This window comes from Micromonospora sp. A202 (assembly GCF_006715105.1).
Lineage (GTDB): Bacteria > Actinomycetota > Actinomycetes > Mycobacteriales > Micromonosporaceae > Micromonospora > Micromonospora zamorensis.
Genome location: NZ_VFMP01000001.1, coordinates 3,977,460 through 3,997,329, shown reverse-complemented (window position 1 = coordinate 3,997,329; position 19,870 = coordinate 3,977,460). Strand labels below are relative to the sequence as shown.

At 72.2% G+C, this 19,870-nt stretch carries 16 protein-coding genes and 1 pseudogene; 12 read left to right on the top strand and 5 right to left on the bottom strand.

Annotated features, from left to right (window positions below):
• Window positions 1-71: 71 nt before the first annotated feature.
• The 4 genes from FBZ33_RS18525 to FBZ33_RS18510 form a co-directional block, all read right to left on the bottom strand.
• A complete protein-coding gene (locus tag FBZ33_RS18525; RefSeq protein WP_141910048.1) occupies window positions 72-989 on the bottom strand; it encodes a manganese catalase family protein in 918 nt (305 codons plus the stop codon).
• A gap of 159 nt (window positions 990-1,148) precedes the next feature.
• Window positions 1,149-2,630 carry a M20/M25/M40 family metallo-hydrolase gene (locus FBZ33_RS18520; protein WP_141910047.1) on the bottom strand — a complete coding sequence of 494 codons (1,482 nt, stop codon included), beginning with the start codon at window positions 2,628-2,630 and terminating at the stop codon, window positions 1,149-1,151.
• Between the two features lie 62 nt (window positions 2,631-2,692).
• Window positions 2,693-3,838, bottom strand: a complete 1,146-nt coding sequence (locus FBZ33_RS18515; RefSeq protein ID WP_141910046.1) for a glutamate--cysteine ligase — start codon at window positions 3,836-3,838, stop codon at window positions 2,693-2,695.
• 310 nt (window positions 3,839-4,148) lie between these two features.
• Window positions 4,149-5,423, bottom strand: coding sequence for a cytochrome P450 (locus tag FBZ33_RS18510; protein WP_141910045.1), 1,275 nt, complete (start codon window positions 5,421-5,423; stop codon window positions 4,149-4,151).
• Window positions 5,424-5,597: 174 nt separating this feature from the next.
• Between FBZ33_RS18510 and FBZ33_RS18505 the strand changes: the two genes are divergently transcribed.
• Window positions 5,598-5,834 carry a hypothetical protein gene (locus tag FBZ33_RS18505; protein ID WP_141910044.1) on the top strand — a complete coding sequence of 79 codons (237 nt, stop codon included), beginning with the start codon at window positions 5,598-5,600 and terminating at the stop codon, window positions 5,832-5,834.
• 61 nt (window positions 5,835-5,895) lie between these two features.
• Here FBZ33_RS18505 and FBZ33_RS18500 read toward each other — a convergent pair whose 3' ends face one another.
• The gene (locus tag FBZ33_RS18500; protein WP_141910043.1) at window positions 5,896-7,194 is read right to left on the bottom strand and encodes an NAD(P)/FAD-dependent oxidoreductase; all 1,299 of its coding nucleotides are present in this window, start codon (window positions 7,192-7,194) and stop codon (window positions 5,896-5,898) included.
• A 196-nt stretch (window positions 7,195-7,390) separates the two neighbouring features.
• On the opposite strand from FBZ33_RS18500, the gene FBZ33_RS18495 reads away from it, so the two are divergent.
• The 11 genes and pseudogenes from FBZ33_RS18495 (at window position 7,391) to FBZ33_RS18445 (ending at window position 19,868) form a co-directional block, all read left to right on the top strand.
• Window positions 7,391-9,052, top strand: coding sequence for a carbamoyltransferase C-terminal domain-containing protein (locus tag FBZ33_RS18495; protein WP_141910042.1), 1,662 nt, complete (start codon window positions 7,391-7,393; stop codon window positions 9,050-9,052).
• The gene (locus FBZ33_RS18490) at window positions 9,049-10,062 is read left to right on the top strand and encodes a glycosyltransferase family 2 protein (protein WP_141910041.1); all 1,014 of its coding nucleotides are present in this window, start codon (window positions 9,049-9,051) and stop codon (window positions 10,060-10,062) included. The genes FBZ33_RS18495 and FBZ33_RS18490 overlap by 4 nt, the downstream gene beginning before the upstream one ends.
• Window positions 10,059-11,696 (top strand): HAD-IIIA family hydrolase, encoded by a 1,638-nt coding sequence (locus FBZ33_RS18485; protein WP_141910040.1) that lies wholly within the window; start codon window positions 10,059-10,061, stop codon window positions 11,694-11,696. The genes FBZ33_RS18490 and FBZ33_RS18485 overlap by 4 nt, the downstream gene beginning before the upstream one ends.
• On the top strand, window positions 11,693-12,664 hold the full coding sequence (locus FBZ33_RS18480; RefSeq protein ID WP_141910039.1) for a glycosyltransferase: 972 nt from the start codon (window positions 11,693-11,695) through the stop codon (window positions 12,662-12,664). Before FBZ33_RS18485 ends, FBZ33_RS18480 begins: the two co-directional genes overlap by 4 nt.
• The gene (locus tag FBZ33_RS18475; RefSeq protein ID WP_141910038.1) at window positions 12,649-13,866 is read left to right on the top strand and encodes a glycosyltransferase; all 1,218 of its coding nucleotides are present in this window, start codon (window positions 12,649-12,651) and stop codon (window positions 13,864-13,866) included. The genes FBZ33_RS18480 and FBZ33_RS18475 overlap by 16 nt, the downstream gene beginning before the upstream one ends.
• Window positions 13,866-14,573, top strand: coding sequence for an SIS domain-containing protein (locus tag FBZ33_RS18470; protein ID WP_370453018.1), 708 nt, complete (start codon window positions 13,866-13,868; stop codon window positions 14,571-14,573). Before FBZ33_RS18475 ends, FBZ33_RS18470 begins: the two co-directional genes overlap by 1 nt.
• On the top strand, window positions 14,570-16,033 hold the full coding sequence (locus tag FBZ33_RS18465) for a PfkB family carbohydrate kinase (protein WP_141910037.1): 1,464 nt from the start codon (window positions 14,570-14,572) through the stop codon (window positions 16,031-16,033). Before FBZ33_RS18470 ends, FBZ33_RS18465 begins: the two co-directional genes overlap by 4 nt.
• Window positions 16,030-16,722, top strand: a complete 693-nt coding sequence (locus FBZ33_RS18460) for an SDR family oxidoreductase (protein ID WP_141910036.1) — start codon at window positions 16,030-16,032, stop codon at window positions 16,720-16,722. The genes FBZ33_RS18465 and FBZ33_RS18460 overlap by 4 nt, the downstream gene beginning before the upstream one ends.
• Window positions 16,719-17,642, top strand: a pseudogene (locus tag FBZ33_RS18455) (glycosyltransferase family 9 protein); the annotation flags it as partial. The gene FBZ33_RS18460 and the pseudogene FBZ33_RS18455, both read left to right, overlap by 4 nt.
• A gap of 163 nt (window positions 17,643-17,805) precedes the next feature.
• Window positions 17,806-18,612 carry an alpha/beta fold hydrolase gene (locus FBZ33_RS18450; protein WP_141910034.1) on the top strand — a complete coding sequence of 269 codons (807 nt, stop codon included), beginning with the start codon at window positions 17,806-17,808 and terminating at the stop codon, window positions 18,610-18,612.
• A complete protein-coding gene (locus FBZ33_RS18445) occupies window positions 18,609-19,868 on the top strand; it encodes a PP2C family protein-serine/threonine phosphatase (protein ID WP_141910033.1) in 1,260 nt (419 codons plus the stop codon). The genes FBZ33_RS18450 and FBZ33_RS18445 overlap by 4 nt, the downstream gene beginning before the upstream one ends.
• The last annotated feature ends 2 nt before the right edge of the window (window positions 19,869-19,870 follow it).

The window sequence follows — 19,870 nt, the reverse complement described above, 5'->3', positions numbered from 1 at the left end:
TCAAACGCCGTGAACATCCGACCCGGCTGCCCTACCTGTCCGCGCCTTCATTCCGGCTGCTCCGGTACGGGTCATTCGAGAGCGTCCTTGACCTTCTTCACGACGTTGGTGAGTCCCTGCTGGTGGGCGCCGGCGGCGGTGCCGGGCTTGCCCGGCCCCTGCGAGCCGTCGTACGTGACGAACAGCTTCGGGTCCGGCGGTGGCGGCAGGGGAGTGTCGTCGGTCAGCGCGACCGGCTCGGAGATGCAGTCCAGGTCCGGTCCGCCGATGAGGCTGGGGCCCTGCGCCCACCGGCCCTCACAGGCGCGGCTGTCGGTGCCGAAGCTCCAGAAGGTGTGGTTGTGGTCGGCATTCTCCTGGTCGCCCTGGGAGTTCTCGATGCCGTGCTCGACGTAGCCGTCGGCGATGAGCTGCTCGATCCCGAGCAGCCACTGCTGCTGATGGTAGGTGTCGCGTGCGAGGTTGAACCGCAGCATCTCCTTCACCCCCGGGTCGTCCGTCATGCCCATCACCCGGCTGGTCTGAAGCCGGCTCTGCGCCTCGGCTGCGACGTTGGAACGGAAGTCGGCGAGCAGGTTGCCGCTGGCGACGATGTAGCCGGCGTTCCACGGCACACCCTGGCTGTCGCGAGGCAACGGACCGCCCCCGCCGACGATCGCGTGCTGCGGGTTCATGCCCCCGATGACGGCCGCGAGCACCGGATTGGCGGCCACGGCCTTCTCGGTGGTCTCGGCGGGGGCGCCTTCGAGCAGCCGGGCCAGCATCGTGGTGAGCATCTCGACGTGGCCGATCTCCTCGGTCCCGATGTCCATGATCATGTCCTTGTACTTGCCGGGCACCCGGCAGGTCCAGCCCTGCCACAGGTACTGCATCATCACTGTCATCTCGCCGAACTGTCCGCCGAGAATCTCCTGGAGTTTCATCGCGAACAGGGCGTCGGGCTTCTCGGGCCTGGCCTGGAACTGCAGGTGCGGGTCGTGGCGGAACACTGCGTTCTCCGATCGTGTGCCGCGCCGCCCGGTGCGGCGCTGGGCTCCGTGTTCCTCAACCGATGGCCCTTAGGTGCCGCTCGTGGCCCCACCGGGTCAGCACCGCCGCTGTCCCGCGCATCCGAGATCGACTCCGCCGAGGGCTGCCGGACCGATCAGTCAGTCCCACCGTCCGGTCCGGTTGCCCCGGTACCGATGTCGCGGGTGTGGCGACTGGGTGAGCGGCGGTTCGGCAGGGCCCGCGCCCAGGTTCGCAGGTGCGGTGGGGTCGGGGCCGGCCAGACGTGACCAGAACTGCGCCAGGGTGACGGCTCCGGCCAGCAGCACGTCCACGGCCACGCTCTCGTCGCTGTCGTGCCAGCGGTCCTCGGGCAGGCCGGTGCCGAAGAACAGCACCGGTGCCTCGAGTTTGCGGGCCAGCAGCTCGGCAGGCCCACCGCCGGCGTTGGCCATCTGACCGACCGGCCGACCGAAGCCGTCGCGCATCGCTTCGGCGAGCACGGCGACGGCAGGGTGATCTGGTGGAGTCCGATACGGCTCCTGCGCGGTCTCCTCGGAGACGGTCAGCCGGTATTCGACGCGGTCGCTGATGGTGTCGGCGACCCATCGGCGCAGCTGGTCCGCGACGTCGGCGATCCGCTGGTCCGGCACGGTGCGGATGCTCAGGCTGGCGGTGGCCACGGCGGGCACCGCCGCACGGGAGACGCCGGTGACGTCGCCAGCGGCCACGGTGAGCACCTCGGCCGCGGGTCGGGTCCAGAGCCGTTCGAGAACGCTGTAGCCCTCCTCGCCGCCGATGCTGCGGGTCTCCGAGCGGGCCAGCCAGTCCTCATCGCGGTACGGCAGTGCGGCGAGCTCTTCCCGGAAGCGCTGCGGCGGCTCGACCACGTCATCGTAGAAGCCGGGCAGGGTGATGCGCCCCTTGTCGTCGTGCAGCATGGCGAGCAGCTTGCTCAGCTCGATCACCGGGTTCGGCGCCGCACCGGAGACCGCCCCGCTGTGCACGTCGCGCAACGGCCCGTACACCTCGATCTCGGCGCTGACCATGCCGCGCAGGCCCATGCAGATGGCCGGATGCTCACGGTGCCACAGCAGCGTGTCGGAGAACAGCACCAGGTCCGCGGTCGGCTGGTGTTCATCGAGCAGATCCGACAGCGCCGACGAGCCGGTCTCCTCCTCACCCTCGATGAGCAACTTGATATTGACCGCGGGGGCGGTGCGGCCGGTGACCGCCAGGTGCGCCCGCAGGCCCCACAGGTGCGCGAGGACCTGACCCTTGGCGTCGGAGGTGCCCCGGCCGTAGATGCGCCCGCCGCGCTCGGCAGGCTCGAACGGGGGAGTTTCCTCCCACTGCTCGTCCTTGGCCGCGCGCACGTCGTGGTGGCTGTAGACCAGCACGGTGGGCGCGTCCGGGGCCGCGCACCACTCGGCGTACACGGCGGGCGCACCCTGCCGGTCCCACACCTCGACCACCGGGAACCCGAGGTCGCGCAGGGTGCCGGCCAGCCAGTTAGCCGACCGGAGCACCTCGACCTGGCGCTCGTCTAGCCCTGCCACTGACCGGATCCGCACCCACCCGACGAGTTCCTCGACAAGATCACGGCGGCGCGTGTTGAGGTAGGCATGGATGTCTGACGTCATGGATACCTCCGCTGGTGCTCACTCGTACCTGGTGGATCGCCCCACCGGGGCGTGGTGTGATGTCAGCCGGCGACGGTCCGCTCGGCCATCTCCTGCAGAACCGCTCGCAGATCTCCCGTGCGGTGCAGGGTGCGACGCTGCCGGATGGCGCCGTTGCCCACCCGGCGAAGCCGGGACAGTTGAGCACGGACGAAATCGAGGTCTCCGTGCTCCCGCAGGGCCGGCTCGACGGCGGTGAACAGGTCACCGACGAGGTCCCAGGCAGGCCGGGCGACGCCCGTCCGCAGGTCGGTCAGCGTGCTGTCGAGGCCGCTGTGTGCGGCGTGCCAGTGCGCGGCCGCGACCACACAGTCAAGGGCCCGGGGCACCGGCACCCCGGCGTACGCCTCGGCGACGGCGGTCGCCACCAGAGCGCGGACCAGCGCGGCCACCAGGACGGTGTCGTCGACGTCGGTGCAGACGTCGCTGACCCGCACCTCGACCGTCGGGTACGTCGTCGAGGGGCGCGCGTACCAGTACACCATCGCCTCATCGAGCATCAGCTGCGCCGAGATGAGCGCGGCGACCGTCCGGTCGTAGTCCCGGCGGGAGTCGAAGTGGGGCGTCGGTCCGACCCCCGGCCAGCGTTGCAGCTGCACCGACCGCCAGCTCGCCTGGCCAGTGTCCCGGCCGTCGTGCAGGGGGGAGTTGGCGGTCAGCGCCTGCACCACCGGCAGCCACACCCTCAGCCGGTTGCAGACCTCGACAGCCAGGTCCGGGTCCGGCACGCCGACGTGCACGTGGCAGCCGCAGACGGCGGGATCGCTGGCCACGGGGCCGTAGCGTTCGACCATCGCCCGGTAGCGCTCCTGCGGTGGCACCGCCCGGTGTGGCTCCGCGACCGGGGTCGCGCCGATCGCCACCAGCCGCGCCCCGGCCGCTGACGCGGCGTCACCCACGGCGCGGCGGTGCCGCAGCAGGTGGGCCCGGAGGGTGGTCAGGTCTGTACAGACGGGGGTGACCATCTCCACCATGCTGCGGCGTAGCTCGCGTCGCGCCTGGCTGCGCATCGCGGCCGGCAGGGCGTCGACGACATCATCTGCCACCGGCAGGTTCGCGCCGCTGTCCGGGTCGATGAGAAGGAATTCCTCTTCCACGCCCAGTGTCAGCGGTTGCCGCCCCTCTGGGCGGGTGACGGCGTCGTGGCTGGCGAAAGGTGTGATGACCATGAAGGCTGCCCATCGTCAGGGGTGGCGTCACGCCGGTGCCACCCGGTCAACGGTCGTCGATCGTGAACGGCGAGGACATCCGGCAGCAGTCGTCGCTGCAGGTACCGGCATGGGCGGGCAGCAGACGCACGGCGAGCACTCCGTGACCGTGTAGGCGACATCCGGCGTGCTGACATGGCGCTCCCGCTGTCCATCGACTGCCTCCCTGCCGCACGAGACGCGGCTGGAAGGGCGTTGGAGGGCACATGTCTTGACCCGTGATCTGTCCCTACCCTACGAAGCTGATCTCACACCTGGAGGTGTTCCGGCTTCAGAGGGGTCGGCCGGAGGCCGGCGAGGCGGCGGTCAGGTGCACGTCGGTCACGGCGAACCGACTGCGGGGCAGCGCGGGGATGCGGCGCAGCGAGATGGTCAGGTCCTGCTCGGGCACTGTGTAGTCCAGGCGCGCCAACCAGCCGGCGAAGGCGGCGAGCAGAGCCACTGTGACATCCTCGCCGGGGCAGCGGTGCCCGGTGCTCCGGTCGGCACCGCCCTGGGGAATGAGCTCGTACGGGTCGGGGGCACGCCCGAGGAATCGCTGGGGGTCGAAGCGGTACGGGTCAGGCCAGAGCGCCGGATCGTGGTTCTGACCGTAGATGTCGAGCAGCACGAGTGATCCGGCGGGGACGTGCTGGCCCTGCCAGGTCAGGTCGGTGACGGCCCGGCCACCCACGAACGGGGCGAACGGGTAGAAGCGGCGTACCTCGTGGGCGAACGCGACCGCGTAGGCGGCGTCGCCGGTGCGCAGCCGGTCGCGGTGCTCGGGCCAGCGGTGCAGCGCGTGGGCCGTGAACGCCACGAACCAGGACACCGCGACGGTGGGGCGGATGATGTTGAGCAGCTCGACAGCGGCGAGCTTGGGGTCCAGGGGCTCGCCGTCGCGGTCGCGGTGCCGGGCGACCGCTTCGAGGACGGAGCCCGCGGGTGCGGTGACGACATGTGCGCGGACCTGCTCGACGAGCCCGGCCAGCCAGTCCTCCCGCCGGCCACGGGCGCGCCGCGCCCGCCAGTGTCGCGGACCCACTGTGGCGAAGCCGTCGACCAGGGCGGTCAGGTCGCGGGCCACCGGTGCGATCTCGGCGTCGTCGACCGGAATCCCGGCCCAGCCGCAGACGCCCTTGGTGATCACGCGACTCGCCTCGTCGAAGAGCACGACGCGTCGTCCGTCGCCGCTGTTAGCGATCGCCTCGTTCCAGGCCGCGCCGACGTGGTCGACCAGGTCGGCGACGCGTCTCGGGTCGGTGAGCAGGGACAGGAACATCGCCTTGCGATGACGGTGGTCCGCGCCGTCGAGGGTGTGCACGGCCCGGTGGCCGAACAACGTTCCCTGTACCGGTTCCGGGATGGCCCCGTGCCGACGTACATGCCGCTCGTCGTAGAAGAACCGCACCGCGTCGGGCCCGCGCAGCGTGAGTGCCGGCTGGCCCATCACGCGGGTTCGCACGGTGGACCGACCGTCGCGTCTCGCCAGGGCGGGTAGCCAGGCGTAGCCGTTGAGCAGGAACCCGAGTGAATCGTCCAGGTGTGGTCCGCGCTGGTCGGTCATGAGCGGCCAGTGCCCACTGTGCCCGGCCCGAAACCTCACCCCGACCGAGCCCGCTCCGGCCGGCGCGGTTGCCCCAGCCGACAGTGAGCCAGTCGCCGGCACGGGTGGAGGTGTGTGGAACGGACCTCGGGGTAGCGGTTGGGAAAGCGTTCAGGATCCCCCGAGGAGGACGAGATGACCGATCCCCGGTACGTACCGATCGCACTGGCTGGCTCTGAACAGCTCATCGACGACGACGGCCTGGGCGCCGACGGCGGCGGGGAGATTGTCGGCGCGGACGACGCGGCGGCCGACGCCGCCCGGACCGGTGCCGACGTGGACCTGTCCCACGCCGCCCGTGACGGCGACGGCGTCCCCACCGGTGCGGCGGATGCCGAGGCCGACCGTGAGCGCGCCGCTGGCGACAGGTGACCCGACGAGGTGCGAACGGCCCGCCCCGCCGCTCCTGCGGCGGCGGGGCGGTTTCGAGAGGTCAGCGGCGGGCGAGTTCCGGCGCGGCGGTGTCCAGGGGCACTGCGGCGTCGGGGACGAGGCCAAGTTGCACGCTGGGCCGGGACCCGACCGCCGCGAACAACCAGTCGGCGGCGGTGCGGGCACGGTTGGCGGGCAGGGACAGCAGGTGGTAACCGCGGGCCATGGCGCGGGCTGGGAGCCCGGACAGGGGTACGTGCAGCGGGTTCGCGGTGGCCTGCCATCCGCCCAGGTCAACGACGAAGCCCAGGTCGCGGTGCCGGTACGGGCGCCGCCGGCCGACCCCGTAGGAAGCGGCGATGTTGTCGGCGGCCAGGCGGCCCTGCCGCACGGCGTGCTGGGCGGTCATCGGGGTGATCTCACCGGGGCGGCCCGGGTCGGGCACGGCTGCGGCGTCGCCGCAGGCCAGGATCTCCGGGTGGCCGGGCACGGTCAGGTACTCGTCGACGGTGACGCGCCCACGGATCGTCGGTAGTCCGGTGGCCTCGACGAGCGGGTCGGGTCGTACGCCGACGCTCCACACCAGGGTTCGGGACGGCACGAACCGGCCGTCGGAGAGATGGACCCCGTCGGCGGTGGCCTCGGCGACCGAGGTGCCCAGGCACACCTCGATCCCACGCTCGCCCAGCACCCGCTCGGCCACCCGGGACATCCGGTCGGCGAGGCCCGGCAGGACCCGGTCGGCGGTGTCCAGCAGCAACCAGCGTGGGCGGATCCCGTCCAGCCGCGGATGGTGGCGGACGATCTCGTCGGTGAACAGCTGTCCCTGGGCGGCGACCTCCGTGCCGGTGTAGCCGGCGCCGACCACGACGAACGTGCAGCGTGCCTCCCGCTCGGCCGGGTCGTCGGTCGCGTCGGCCAGCTCGATCTGCTGGATCAGCCGTTCCCGCAGGTACACCGCCTCCGGGATGCCACGGAAGCCGTGCGCGTGGTCGGCGACCCCGGGAATCGGCAGCAGTTTGTTGACGCTGCCGGCGGCGAGGACGAGCCGGTGGTACGACAGGCGGCCGGAGCGGCCTTCGGGGTCCACGTAGGAGAGGGTTCTGCCGTCGACGTCGATTCCGTCGACCTCGCCGAGGATCACCTGCACGCCGGGCAGGGTGTCGGCCAGCGGCACGGTGACCCGGCGCGGGTCGAGCACCCCGCCGGATACCTCCGGCAGCAGCGGCAGATACAGGAAATAGTCGGTCGGGTTGACCAGCACCACGTCGGCGGCGCCGCGTGAGACGCGGGCCAGGCGGCGAGCGGCGTGGAAGCCGGCGAATCCCGCGCCGACGATGACGATCCTGGGTCGGGCCATGGCGGTTCCCCTCAGCGGTCGACGGATGTTCCTCGTCCTTCTGGAGGTAACCCCAGGCCTGTGGCGGAAACGTCCGAAAGGCTGGGACTGGCGCCGAGCCGGCTACAGGTGCCTCCCAGCTAAATGGACTTTTGGTATTTATAGGAAGTTGCTGATCTCTGGTGTTGTTGCGCCGCGACGGGGTAGAGGGCGCTCTATGCGTGTCCTCGGGATAAACGCGATCTTTCATGATCCGGCGGCTGCCCTGGTCATCGACGGCCAGGTGGTGGCCGCCGCGGAGGAGGAGCGGTTCAGCCGGCGCAAGCACGGTAAGCGGCCGGTCCCCTTCTCCGCGTGGGAACTCCCTGAGCTCTCTGCCGCCTGGTGTCTGCGGCAGGCCGGCATCGGTGCTCAGGACCTTGACGCGGTCGCCTACTCCTTCGACCCGGGCCTGTGCCGGGACGCGGCCGAGCTGGGTCTGGCGGACCCGTGGGACTGGCTGCGGGTCGAGTACGCGAAACGGGCGCCGCAGTTCCTCGCCGAGGCGCTGCCGGGCCTCGACCCGGGCATTGTGCGGTTCGTGCCGCACCACGTCGCGCACGCCGCCTCCGCCGGGCTCGCCGTGCCGCCGGACGGGACCGGTGCGTCGACCTCCGCGGTGCTGGTTCTCGACGGGCGGGGTGAGACCGCGAGCCACCTCGGTGGCGTCTACTCAGAGGGACGGTTGCGTCAACTCGCCGCGCAGCAGTTGCCGCACTCGCTGGGTCTGCTCTACGAGGACCTCACCCGGCACCTGGGTTTTCTGCACTCCAGTGACGAGTACAAGGTGATGGCGCTGGCCTCGTACGGAGAACCGCGCCACCTCGGAGTGTTGGGCGAGCTGGTCCGCACCACGGGTGACGGCGGGTTCACCGTCGACCGGATCGACTGGTCCTCCCTGAGCAAGCCGCGCCCCGCGGACGGGGAGATGACCGCCGAGCACGCGGACCTCGCCGCCAGCGTGCAGGCACGGGTGGAGGAGACGATCCTCGATCTGGCCCGCTGGCTGTACGAGGCGGCCGACGGCCCGCCCACCCTGACGATGGCCGGCGGGGTCGCGCTGAACTGTGTCGCCAACGCCCGGATCGCCGCCGAGGGCCCGTACCGGCGGGTCTGGGTGCAACCGGCCGCGGGCGACGCGGGCACGGCGCTCGGCGCGGCCCTGCACCTGGCGAGCGTGCTCGGTGAGCCGGCCGCGCCGATGCCCGGTGTGGACCTGGGCCGGGGGTGGACCGACGACGAGCTGGAGTCGGAGCTGCGGCGGGCGGCACTGCCCTACCGGCGGCCGGATTCGATCGCCGCCGAGGCGGCCCGGGTGCTGGCCGGCAACGGCGTCGTCGCCTGGTTCCAGGGCCGGAGCGAGTACGGGCCCCGGGCACTGGGACACCGGTCGTTGCTGGCGCACCCCGGCGACGCCGACACCACCCGCCGGATGAACGACGTCAAGGGCCGCGAGCAGTTTCGACCGATCGCCCCGATGGTGCGGGCCGAACGCGCCGCCGAGATCTTCGAAGGGGTGCTCCCCAGCCCGTACATGCTCTTCGTGCACCGGGTCGCGCCCGAGTGGCGGGAGCGGATCCCGGCGGTGGTGCACGTCGACGGAACGGCTCGGGTGCAGACCGTCGACCCGGCCACCGAGCCACTGGTGGCCGAGATGCTGGCCGAGTTCGACCGGCTCACCGGTGTGCCGGTCGTCGTCAACACCTCGCTCAACACCGCCGGCCGGCCGATGGTCGACACGCCACGGGAGGCGATGGAGCTGTTCGGCTCGGCGCCGGTGGACCTGCTCGCCATCGGCCCGTACGCGGTGCACCGCGCCGACCTCGGTGCAACGCGATGATCAGCATCATCGTGCCGACCCTGGGTCGGGACAGCCTCGGCGACCTGCTGGCCACGCTCGCCGGGCAGGTCGGTGCGGAGCCGGATCTGGAGGTTCTCCTGATCGACGACCGGTCCACCGGCGGCGGCGAGCTGCCGGTGCCGGGGGCGCTGGCCGCGTACACGAAGGTGTTGCGTGGCCGCGGCGCCGGTCCGGCCGCGGCGCGCAACCTGGGCTGGCGGGCGGCCCGGTCCTCCTGGGTGGCGTTCCTCGACGACGACGTGGTCCCGGCACCGGACTGGCTGGACCGGCTCGTCGCCGATCTCGCGGTGCCGGACCGGGTCGGTGGTGTGCAGGGCGTCGTGCGGGTGCCGCTGCCGGCCGACCGACGGCCGACCGACTGGGAACGGGCGACGGCAGGTCTGGCCGACGGTGAGTGGATCACCGCCGACATGGCCTACCGGCGTGCTGCCCTCCAGGCCGTGGGCGGCTTCGACGAACGATTCCCTCGCGCCTACCGGGAGGACGCCGAGCTGGCCCATCGGGTCCGACTCGCCGGCTGGCAGTTGACCCGGGGCACCCGAACCGTCACACACCCGGTGCGTGCCGAGAGCCGCTGGGTCAGCCTGCGTACTCAACGGGGCAACGCGGACGACGCCCTGCTGCGCCGGCTCTACGGTGCGGGTTGGCGCGGCGAACTGCGCGTGCCGGCGGGACGTCGCCACCGGCACGCCGCGATCACCACAGCCGGGATCCTGACGGTCGCCGCGCTGGCCGCTCGGCGCTCCGGTGCCGGTCGGCCGTTCGCCGGCACGGCTGCGCTGGCTGGCGCGCTCTGGTTGGCCGGTACGGCCCGATTCGCGCACGAGAGAATCGCGCCGGGACCGCGTACCCGCTCGGAGGTCACCGCGATGCTGGTGACCAGTGTGGCGATTCCGCCGTTCGCCGTGACGCACTGGTTGCGCGGCTGGTGGCGCGCCCGTCACGAGACGCCGCGCCCGGTCGTGCGCCGTCGCGGCGGTCCGCGATGAGCGGTTCCCCCAGCCTCTTCGACGCGGTGCTTCTGGACCGGGACGGCACCCTGGTCGAAGACGTGCCCTACAACGGCGACCCGGACAAGGTTCGTCCGATGCCCGGCGCGAGGGCGGCACTCGACCGGCTCCGCGCCGCCGGGCTGCGGCTCGGCGTGGTGACCAACCAGTCCGGGCTGGCCCGGGGCCTGTTCACCGTCGCCGACCTGGGCGCGGTGCACGCTCGCGTCGACGCGCTGCTCGGCCCCTTCGACACCTGGCAGGTCTGCCCACACCAGGAGGGCGACGGCTGTCGGTGCCGCAAGCCGGCACCCGGATTGGTCGACGCGGCCGCCCGGGCGCTCGGCACCGACCCGAGCCGCTGTGCGGTGATCGGCGACATCGGCCGGGACATGGTCGCTGCGGCGGCTGCCGGGGCCGCCGGCATTCTGGTACCGACACCGGTCACCCGCCCGGAGGAGATCGATGCCGCGCCGACGGTCGCCGTCGACCTGGCGGACGCGGTCGACCAGATTCTCCGCCGTCAGGCGCTGGCACACGCCGGGTTGGCCGCCGACCCGGCAGCCGCAACGGAGCGGGGGACCGGCGGGCGGCGGGGCACCGTGCTGGTGGTGCGCAGCGACTCGGCCGGCGACGTCCTGATCACCGGGCCGGCGATCCGGGCGGTGGCGCACGGGGCGGATCGGGTGGTGCTGCTGTGTGGCCCGCGCGGCCGGGCCGCCGCGCGACTGCTGCCGGGCGTGGACGAGGTGATCGAGTGGCCGCTGCCGTGGATCGACCCGGAGGCGGCACCGGTGCAGGCGGAGGCGATGCGGGCGCTGACCGCTCGGCTCGCCGCCGTCGGCGCCGACCAGGCGCTGATCTTCACGTCGTTCCACCAGTCACCGCTGCCGTTGGCGCTGCTGCTGCGGATGGCCGGCGTGCCGTGGGTCGGTGCGATCAGTGACGACTACCCCGGCAGCCTGCTCGACCTGCGTCACCGCGTGCCCCCGGGGATACCGGAGGCGGAGCGGGCGCTGTCGCTGTCCACCGTGGCCGGGTTCGGGCTGGCTGCTCGGGACGAACCAGTGCTGCGGCTGGATGCCGAGGCGCTGCCGACCCGCTCGCCGGTCGATCTCCCGGCCGGCTACGTGGTCGTCCATCCCGGCGCCTCGGTACCGGCCCGGGCCTGCCCGCCCCGACGCTGCGCCGAGATCGTCTCGGCTCTCGCCCGCGCCGGTCACCCCGTCGTGGTCACCGGCGGCCCGGACGAGCGTGAGCTGACCGCCCAGGTGGCGGCGGCGGGCGGGGTCGATCTCGGCGGTCGTACCTCGCTGGCGGAACTGGCCGTCGTTCTGGCGCAGGCCGACTGTGTGGTGGTCGGAAACACCGGTCCCGCCCACCTGGCCGCCGCGGTTGGCACGCCGGTGGTCAGCCTGTTCGCCCCCACCGTCCCGTTCGGGCAGTGGGCGCCCTACCGGGTGCCGCTGGTCCGGGTCGGCGACGCCGGGGCCGCCTGCCGGCAGACCAGGGCCACTGTCTGTCCCGTGCCCGGCCATCCCTGCCTCGCCGCGGTCGACCCGGCCGAGGTGGTGGCCGCCGTCCGGTTGCTCGCCGCGCGGGCCGCCCCCGAGCCAGCGGAAGGAGTGCGATGAACATCCTGGTGTGGCACGTACACGGCGCGTGGACGACCGCGTTCGTCCACGGCAAGCATCGATACCTCGTCCCGGTCACCCCGGACCGCGGCCCGTACGGCCTCGGCCGGGCACAGACCTACGACTGGCCGGCCTCCGTCGAGGAGGTCACGCCCGACCAACTCGCCACCGAGTCAGTCGACCTGGTGGTCCTGCAACGACCCGAGGAACTGGAGCTGGCCGAGACCTGGCTGGGACGGCGCCCCGGCCGGGACCTGCGGGCGATCTACGTCGAGCACAACACCCCGAAGGGCGACGTACCGAACACCCGCCATCCGATGGCCGACCGCGACGACCTGCTCGTCGCCCACGTCACCCACTTCAACGACCTGTTCTGGGACACCGGTGCCACGCGCACCACAGTCGTCGAGCACGGCATCGTCCCACCCCGGGTCAGCTACGACGGCAGCATGGCGCGGCTGGCGGTGGTGACAAACGAACCGGTACGCCGCTGGCGGGTCACCGGCACGGACCTGATGCCCCAGTTCGCCTCGATCGCTCCACTGGACGTGTTCGGGATGAACGTGCAGGCCCTCGCCGAGGCGGTCGAACTGCCCGCCGACCGCCTCGCGACCTACGACCTGCCTCAGGCGCTGCTGCACGAGCAGATCGCCCGACGGCGCGCCTACCTGCACCTGTGTCGATGGACGTCGCTCGGGCTCAGCCTCCTGGAGGCGATGACCATCGGAATGCCGGTCGTCGCGCTGGCCACCACGGAGGCGGTCGCTGCCGTACCGCCCGAGGCGGGCGTGCTGTCGACCAACCTCGGCACGCTGCGGGAGGCCGCCGCGTGGCTGATCGAAGACCCGGTCGCCGCGCGGGCCATGGGCGAGCACGCCCGCCGGGCCGCCACCGGCCGGTACGGCCTCGACCGGTTCCTCGCGGACTGGGACCGACTATTCCAGGAGGAACAGTGCGCATTGCGATGATCTCCGAACACGCGAGCCCGCTGGCCGCACTTGGCGGCCCGGACGCAGGCGGACAGAACACCCACGTGGCTGAACTCGCCGTCGCCCTGGCCGACCAGGGACACGACGTGCGCGTCTACACCCGACGCGATGAGCCGCACCAGGACACAGTGGTCGCGCTGGGCGACGGGGTGAGCGTGGTCCACGTACCGGCCGGACCGGCCGAGCCGACACCCAAGGACGAGCTGGCGCCGTACATGCCGGAATTCGGCCGGTGGCTCGCCCGGCACTGGGACGACGACGTGTGGCGACCGGACGTGGCCCACGCACACTTCTGGATGAGCGGCCTTGCGGCCCTCGCCGCAGGCCGGCAGACCGGCGTGCCGGTGGTGCAGACCTTCCACGCGCTCGGCACCGTCAAACGCCGCCACCAGGGTGCGGCCGACACCAGCCCACCACGTCGGATCAGGTGTGAACGGATGCTCGCCGGCAGCGTCAACCGGGTCATCGCCCAGTGCGCCGACGAGGTGGACGAGCTGACCCGGATGGGCGTCCGCCGCTCGGCGATCACCGTCGTACCGTCCGGGGTCAACCAGCGCATCTTCACCCCGGACGGCCCCGCCGCCCGCCGCGACCCGGGCCGACCGCGCCTGCTGGGCGTGGGCCGGCTGGTCGATCGCAAAGGCTTCCAGGACGCGGTACGTGCACTGCGGGCGGTACCCGAAGCCGAGTACGTCCTGATCGGTGGCCCCCCGGCGACGCGACTGACCGATGACGGGTACGCCCGGCGGCTGCGTGCGCTGGCCGAGTCCGAGGGCGTCGCCGGTCGGGTGCACCTCGTCGGCGCCGTACCTCGCGAGGACATGGCCCGGTGGTACCGCTCAGCGGATCTGCTGGTGGCGACCCCCTGGTACGAACCCTTCGGGCTGACCCCGTTGGAGGCGATGGCGTGCGGGACACCGGTGGTCGGCACGGCCGTCGGCGGCCTGACCGACACCGTCGTTCCCGGCGTCACCGGCGACCTCGTGCCGCCCCGCGACCCGGAGGCGCTGGGCGACGCGTTGCGTCGTCTCCTCGCCGACGCGGACCGTCGCCGCCGCTACGGAATCGCCGCCGTCGAGCGGATCCGCACCAGCTATTCCTGGGCCCGGACCGCGGCCCGCCTCAACGCCGTCTACACCGCCGTGTGCGGCGCGTCGCAGACCAGTGGGGCGGTGGCCTGATGACCGAACAGTTGCTTCTCGACGCGCACCTGACCCAGCTGTCCCGGGCCCTGCCCGGCTACCGCGACGCCGCCGGGCGACTCAGCCGCTGGGGCACCCACCTCGCCCGGACCCTGGCCGCCGGTGGCCGGCTGCTGGCTGCCGGCAACGGCGGCAGTGCCGCCGAGGCCCAGCACCTCACCGCCGAACTGGTCGGCAAGCTCCGCGACGACCGGACTCCGCTGTCGGCGATCGCGTTGACCGCCGAGACATCGTCGTTGACCGCGATCGGCAACGACTACGGCTTCGACGAGATGTTCGCCCGGCAGGTACGGGCCCACGGCCGGCCCGGCGACATCCTGCTGCTGATGTCTACCAGCGGCCGCAGTGCGAACCTGCTCGCCGCGGCGGACGCGGGACGGCACGCGGGGCTGACCTGCTGGGCCTTCACCGGCCCGGCGCCCAACCCGCTCGCCGACGCCTGCGCCGAGGCGCTGACCGTGCCGTCACCCGAGCCGCAGGTGGTACAGGAACTGCACCTGGTCTCGACGCACCTGCTCTGCTCCTACGTCGACCAGGCCCTGCTTCGGCAGCGGCGTGCCGCACCGGGCCAGTTGCTCGCCGCCCACGACACCTCGGCGCCGCTGCCGGCCGGACGAAACGGGCGAGCGCCATCCGCCGCGCGTCACCTGCTGAGCGTGGCACCCCACGAGGAGGCGCCCTCATGAGCGGCCCACTGGTCGTACTCGGGGACACCCTGCTGGATCGGGACGTCGACGGCACCGTCGACCGGCTCTGCCCGGACGCCCCGGCGCTGGTGCTGAACGAAACGTCGGCCACCGACCGCCCGGGCGGGGCCGGGCTGGCCGCACTGCTCGCCGCCGCCGACGGGCACGACGTGGCGCTGGTCACCGCCTTCGCCGACGACCCGGCCGCGGCCCGGCTGGCCGCCCTGCTCACCGCCGCCGGGGTGCGCCTGCATCCACTGCCGCTGCGCGGCGCCACCCCGGAGAAGATCCGGCTGCGGGCCGGCGGACAGACCCTGCTCCGGCTGGACCGTGGCGGCGACACCCCGCCGTGCGGCGAACCGTCGGCGGCGACGCTGGAGGTGCTGGCCGGGGCGGGAGCCATCCTGGTCAGCGATTACGGGCGTGGCGTGGCACGGCAACCGGCGCTGCGGCGCGCGCTCGCCGCGACGTCCGCACCGGTGGTCTGGGATCCGCACCCGCGGGGGCCGGCGGCCGTACCCGGCTGTCGGCTGCTGACGCCCAACGAGGAGGAACTGTTCCGGCTCACCGGCGACGCGGCGACCGGTCCACGACTCTCCGGGGTGGCCCGCGCCGCGCGGACCCTGCGGGACCGCTGGCGTGCCGCCGCGGTCGCGGTGACCCTGGGCGACGACGGCAGCCTGCTGTGCCAGAACGGCGGGGCACCACTGGTCGTACCGGCGTCGACGGCGACCGCAGGTGACACCTGCGGCGCTGGTGACCGGTTCGCCTCCGCGGCCGCTCTCGCCCTGGCAGACGGGGCGCTGGTGTCGGAAGCGGTCGAGGAGGCCGTCCGGGTCGCCTCGACCTACGTCGCCGCCGGCGGTCCGGCCGGCATCGTGGCCCTCACCGAGGCTCATCACCCCGCCGGCAGTGACAGGGCCGTCACCGCTCGGCGCCCGGCCACCGCGACCGGCGACGGCAGGGAAGCGGCAGCGGCCGTGCTGGCCCGGGTACGCGCCAACGACGGGACTGTTGTCGCCACCGGCGGCTGCTTCGACCTCCTGCACAGCGGACACCTGGCCACCCTCCAGGCCGCCCGCGGGCTCGGCGACTGCCTCATCGTCTGCCTCAACTCCGACCGCGGTGTCGCCGAACTGAAGGGCCCCGACCGCCCGCTCACCCCGCAGGCCGACCGGGCCCGCCTGCTCGCCGCACTGGACTGTGTCGACGCCGTCGTCATCTTCGACGAGCCGACCCCGCACGCGGTGCTCTCCTGGCTGCGCCCCGACATCTGGGTCAAGGGCGGCGACTACCTGTCCGGCGCCGGCCCGGACCACCCGGACCTGCCCGAAGCCGACCAGGTACGCCGTTGGGGCGGACAGGTCGTGCTCGTGCCCTACCTCGACGGGCACTCCACCTCCAGCACCATCGCCGCCGCCCGTGCCGGCGGCCGACAGTTGACGGAAGGACGACGATGAACTCGTTGACCAACAAGGCGGTCCTGGTCACCGGTGGTGCCAGTGGTCTTGGCGCCGCCATCGTGACGGCCCTGCAGAAGGCCGGCGCACGCCCGTACGTGCTGGATCGGCAGGAGCCGGCAGACGGCGTGCCGTGGGTGGAGTGCGACCTCGCCGACACCCGGGCCGCCGAACTGGCCACCCGTCAGCTCGCCGAGCAGGCCGGTGAACTGGACGCAGTCGTCACCGCCGCCGGCACGGACACCCCCGGCCGGCTCGCCGACGTCCCCGCCGAGATCTGGGAACGCGTCGTGACCGTCGACCTGCTCGCCACCGCTGCGGTCATCCGGGCCGCGCTGCCCAGCCTGGAACGCTCCCGGGGCACGGTGGTCACCGTCGCCTCCACGCTGGGCGTCAAGGCGGTCAGCGACGCCACCGCCTACTGCGCCGCCAAGTTCGGCGTCGTCGGCTTCACCCGCGCCCTCGCCGCCGAACTGGCCGGCTCGGTCGGCGTCACCCTGCTCATCCCGGGGGGCATGCGGACGGCGTTCTTCGACGACCGCGACGAGCAGTACCGGCCGGGGCCGGACGCCGTACTCAACGACCCCGCCCACGTCGCCGACGCGGTGCTCTTCGCGCTGTCCCAACCAGCCGGCTGCGCGGTACGGGAAATGGTCGTCTGCGCCGAACAGGAAAGTTCCTACCCGTGATCCTCGCGCTCCGAGCCCTCGGCATCGGTGATCTTGCCACCGTCGTGCCGGCCCTGCGCGCGTTGCGGGTCGCCGCCCCGCATGACCGACTGGCACTGGCGGCACCGCGCTGGCTCGCGCCGATGGTCGACCTGATCGGTGTGGTCGACCAGTTGATCGACGTGGACGGGCTGGGGCCGTACGAGTGGCCGTCGACGTCGCCGGACTGGGCGGTGAACCTGCACGGGCGGGGACCGCAGTCGCACCGTCTGCTGCACACCGCCCAGCCCCGGCGGCTGATGGCCTTCGCGTGCCCCGAGGCGGGACACCACACCGGACCGGCGTGGCGGCCGGACGAACACGAGGTCCACCGGTGGTGCCGTCTCCTGGCCTGGTACGGCATCGCCGCCAACCCGGACGACCTCGCGCTGCGCCGACCACCACCGCAGGACCTGCCGATCGGGGCGACCATCGTGCACCCGGGGGCGAAGGCTGTGCAGCGGCGCTGGCCGGTCGACCGGTTCGCCGCCGTGGCCCGGGAACTGACCCGTCGGGGGCACCGGGTCGTGGTCACCGGGTCGAGTGGCGAGCGGACCGTTGCCGCCGAGGTCGCGGCCCGGGCCGGGCTGCCCGGTTCTGCGGTCCTCGCGGGGCGCACCGGGGTGGGGGAGTTGGCCACCCTGGTCGCCCACTGTCGTCTGGTGGTCGCTGGCGACACCGGCATCGGTCACCTCGCCACCGCCTACGCGACCCCGTCCGTCCTGCTCTTCGGGCCGGTGTCACCGGCGTTGTGGGGGCCGCCCGCCGACCGTCCCTGGCACCGGGCGCTCTGGGCCGGGCCGGTCCCCCCGGGCCCCGCGCCGGTGACCGGGATCCACCCGGCGTTGGCAGCACTGGGTGTGGCACAGGTCCTGGCGGCCGTGGAGGAGGTCGAACAGGTGGCACACGAGCCTCTCGCCGCGCCACGGTCCGTCGCCACCAGGCAGAGGACTTCCGCGTTTCCGGGGGAGCACCCACGACCGGCTCCACCAGGTCGTTCGTGCGACGGCGTTCGCCCAGCTGAGCCCGCTTGGTCCGCAGATGCGGGTGATGGAAGATAGGCGAATGCGCGTTCGGAACCGCAACAACGTGGTGCTGGCTGGCCGTGAGGACGGCCCTACCGTTGTGCTCGCGCACGGCTTCGGTTGTGATCAGCACATGTGGCGTCACGTGGCCACCGAACTCGGACAATGGGCCCGACTGGTGCTCTTTGATCACGTCGGATCAGGCAAGGCTGACCCGGCGGCCTGGGACGCCGACCGGTATGCCTCCCTGGACGGCTACGCCGATGATGTGCTGAGCATCTGCCAGGACCTCGACCTCCAGCAGCCGATCTTCGTCGGGCATTCGGTCAGTTCGAGCATCGGGGTCATCGCAGCCAACCGCGAGCCGGACCGCTTCTCCGCGCTCGTCCTGGTCACCCCGTCACCGTGCTACATCGATGACGAGAACTACCGGGGCGGTTTCACTCGCGACGACATCGACGACCTGCTCGATTCACTGGACAGCAACTATCTCGGCTGGTCGTCGAGCATGGCACCCTTGATCATGGGCAATCCGGAACGGCCGGAGCTGGGTGAAGAGCTGACGGCGAGCTTCTGCCGGACGGATCCCGCGATGGCGCAGGTGTTCGCCCGGACGACGTTCCTGTCGGACAACCGTGCGGATCTCGCCGCGGTGAGCGTTCCCACCCTGATCCTGCAATGTGCCCAGGACGCCATCGCGCCGCCCGAAGTCGGCGCGTTCGTGCATGCGCAGATCGCCGGAAGTCAGCTCGTCACACTGGACGCGACCGGGCACTGCCCGCAGCTGAGCGCGCCGGAGGCAACGGCCGCAGCGATCACGTCGTTTGTCAGGACCGCCTACCGATGACCGCCCCTGCGGGGCCTGACCCTCACGGACAAGGCCCAGGCGATGACGGGAGTGCCCAGCCGAGTGAGGTCGGGTTCTCTGCCCTGCTTGAAGACGACCTCGAAGACCTGTACGAGAATGCGCCCTGCGGGCAGTTGTCCACCCTGCTGGACGGCACCATCGCGAAGATCAACGGCACCCTGCTGGCCTGGCTCGGTTACCGCAGTGAGGAACTCGTCGGCCGACGCCGCTTCAGCGACCTGCTCACCGGTGGCGGCCGGATCTACCACGAAACCCACTTCGCGCCGATGCTGGCCATGCGGGGCGAGATCGGCGGCGTCGCCCTCGACCTCCGCACGAAGGACGGCGTTCGCATGCCGGTCCTCGTGACTTCCGTCGTCAAGGGTGGCAGCGAAGGTCAACCCCAGCTCATCCGGACGGCCATCTTCGACGCCACGATGCGCCGCGCCTACGAGAGAGAGCTCCTCAACGCCCGCAAAGCCGCGGAGCGCGAGGACGAGCGGCTGCGGCATCTCGTCAGCAAGCTGCAGCGCAGCCTCCTCCCCGCCGTGCTGCAGACGCCACCTGGAATGGAAAGCGCCGCGTACTACCGGGCGGCCTCCACCGACCAGGTCGGCGGCGACTTCTATGACCTCTTTCCCCTGGTCGATGGCCGGTGGGGGTTCTTCCTCGGCGACGTCAGCGGCAAGGGCGTCGAAGCGGCCGCCGTCACCGCTCTGGCCCGCTACACGTTGCGCGCCGCAACCGTCTACGACCCCGACCCCGCTGCCGCGCTGCACAACCTCAACACCGTGCTCTGGCAGGAATACCGGGAGGATGCGCGCTACTGCACCGTCGTGTTCGGCATCCTCACACCCACCTCGACCGTCGGCGGTTTCACCGCGGTCATCGCCAGTGGCGGGCATCCGGAACCGCTGCTACTGAGGGCCGACGGCTCCGTTCATTACCACCTTACGAAGGGCCGCATTGTGGGCGCCTTCCCGAACACCCGATACACCAACACCATCCTCGTTGCGAATCCGGGCGACACGTTGCTGCTCTACAGCGACGGCCTCACCGAGGCTCGTACGACTGGCGGTGAGACCGCCGACGGCCGTTACGGAGCGGCAGCCCTCGCCCGGTTCGCCGGCTCTCTCGCACCCGCGACCGCCGCCACCGCCGTCATGGCCGTCACCGAACTTCTCGCCACCTTTGGCGACGGGCTCACCGACGACACCGCTGTCCTGGCCATCGGCGCCCCGTCGAGGCGAGACTGACG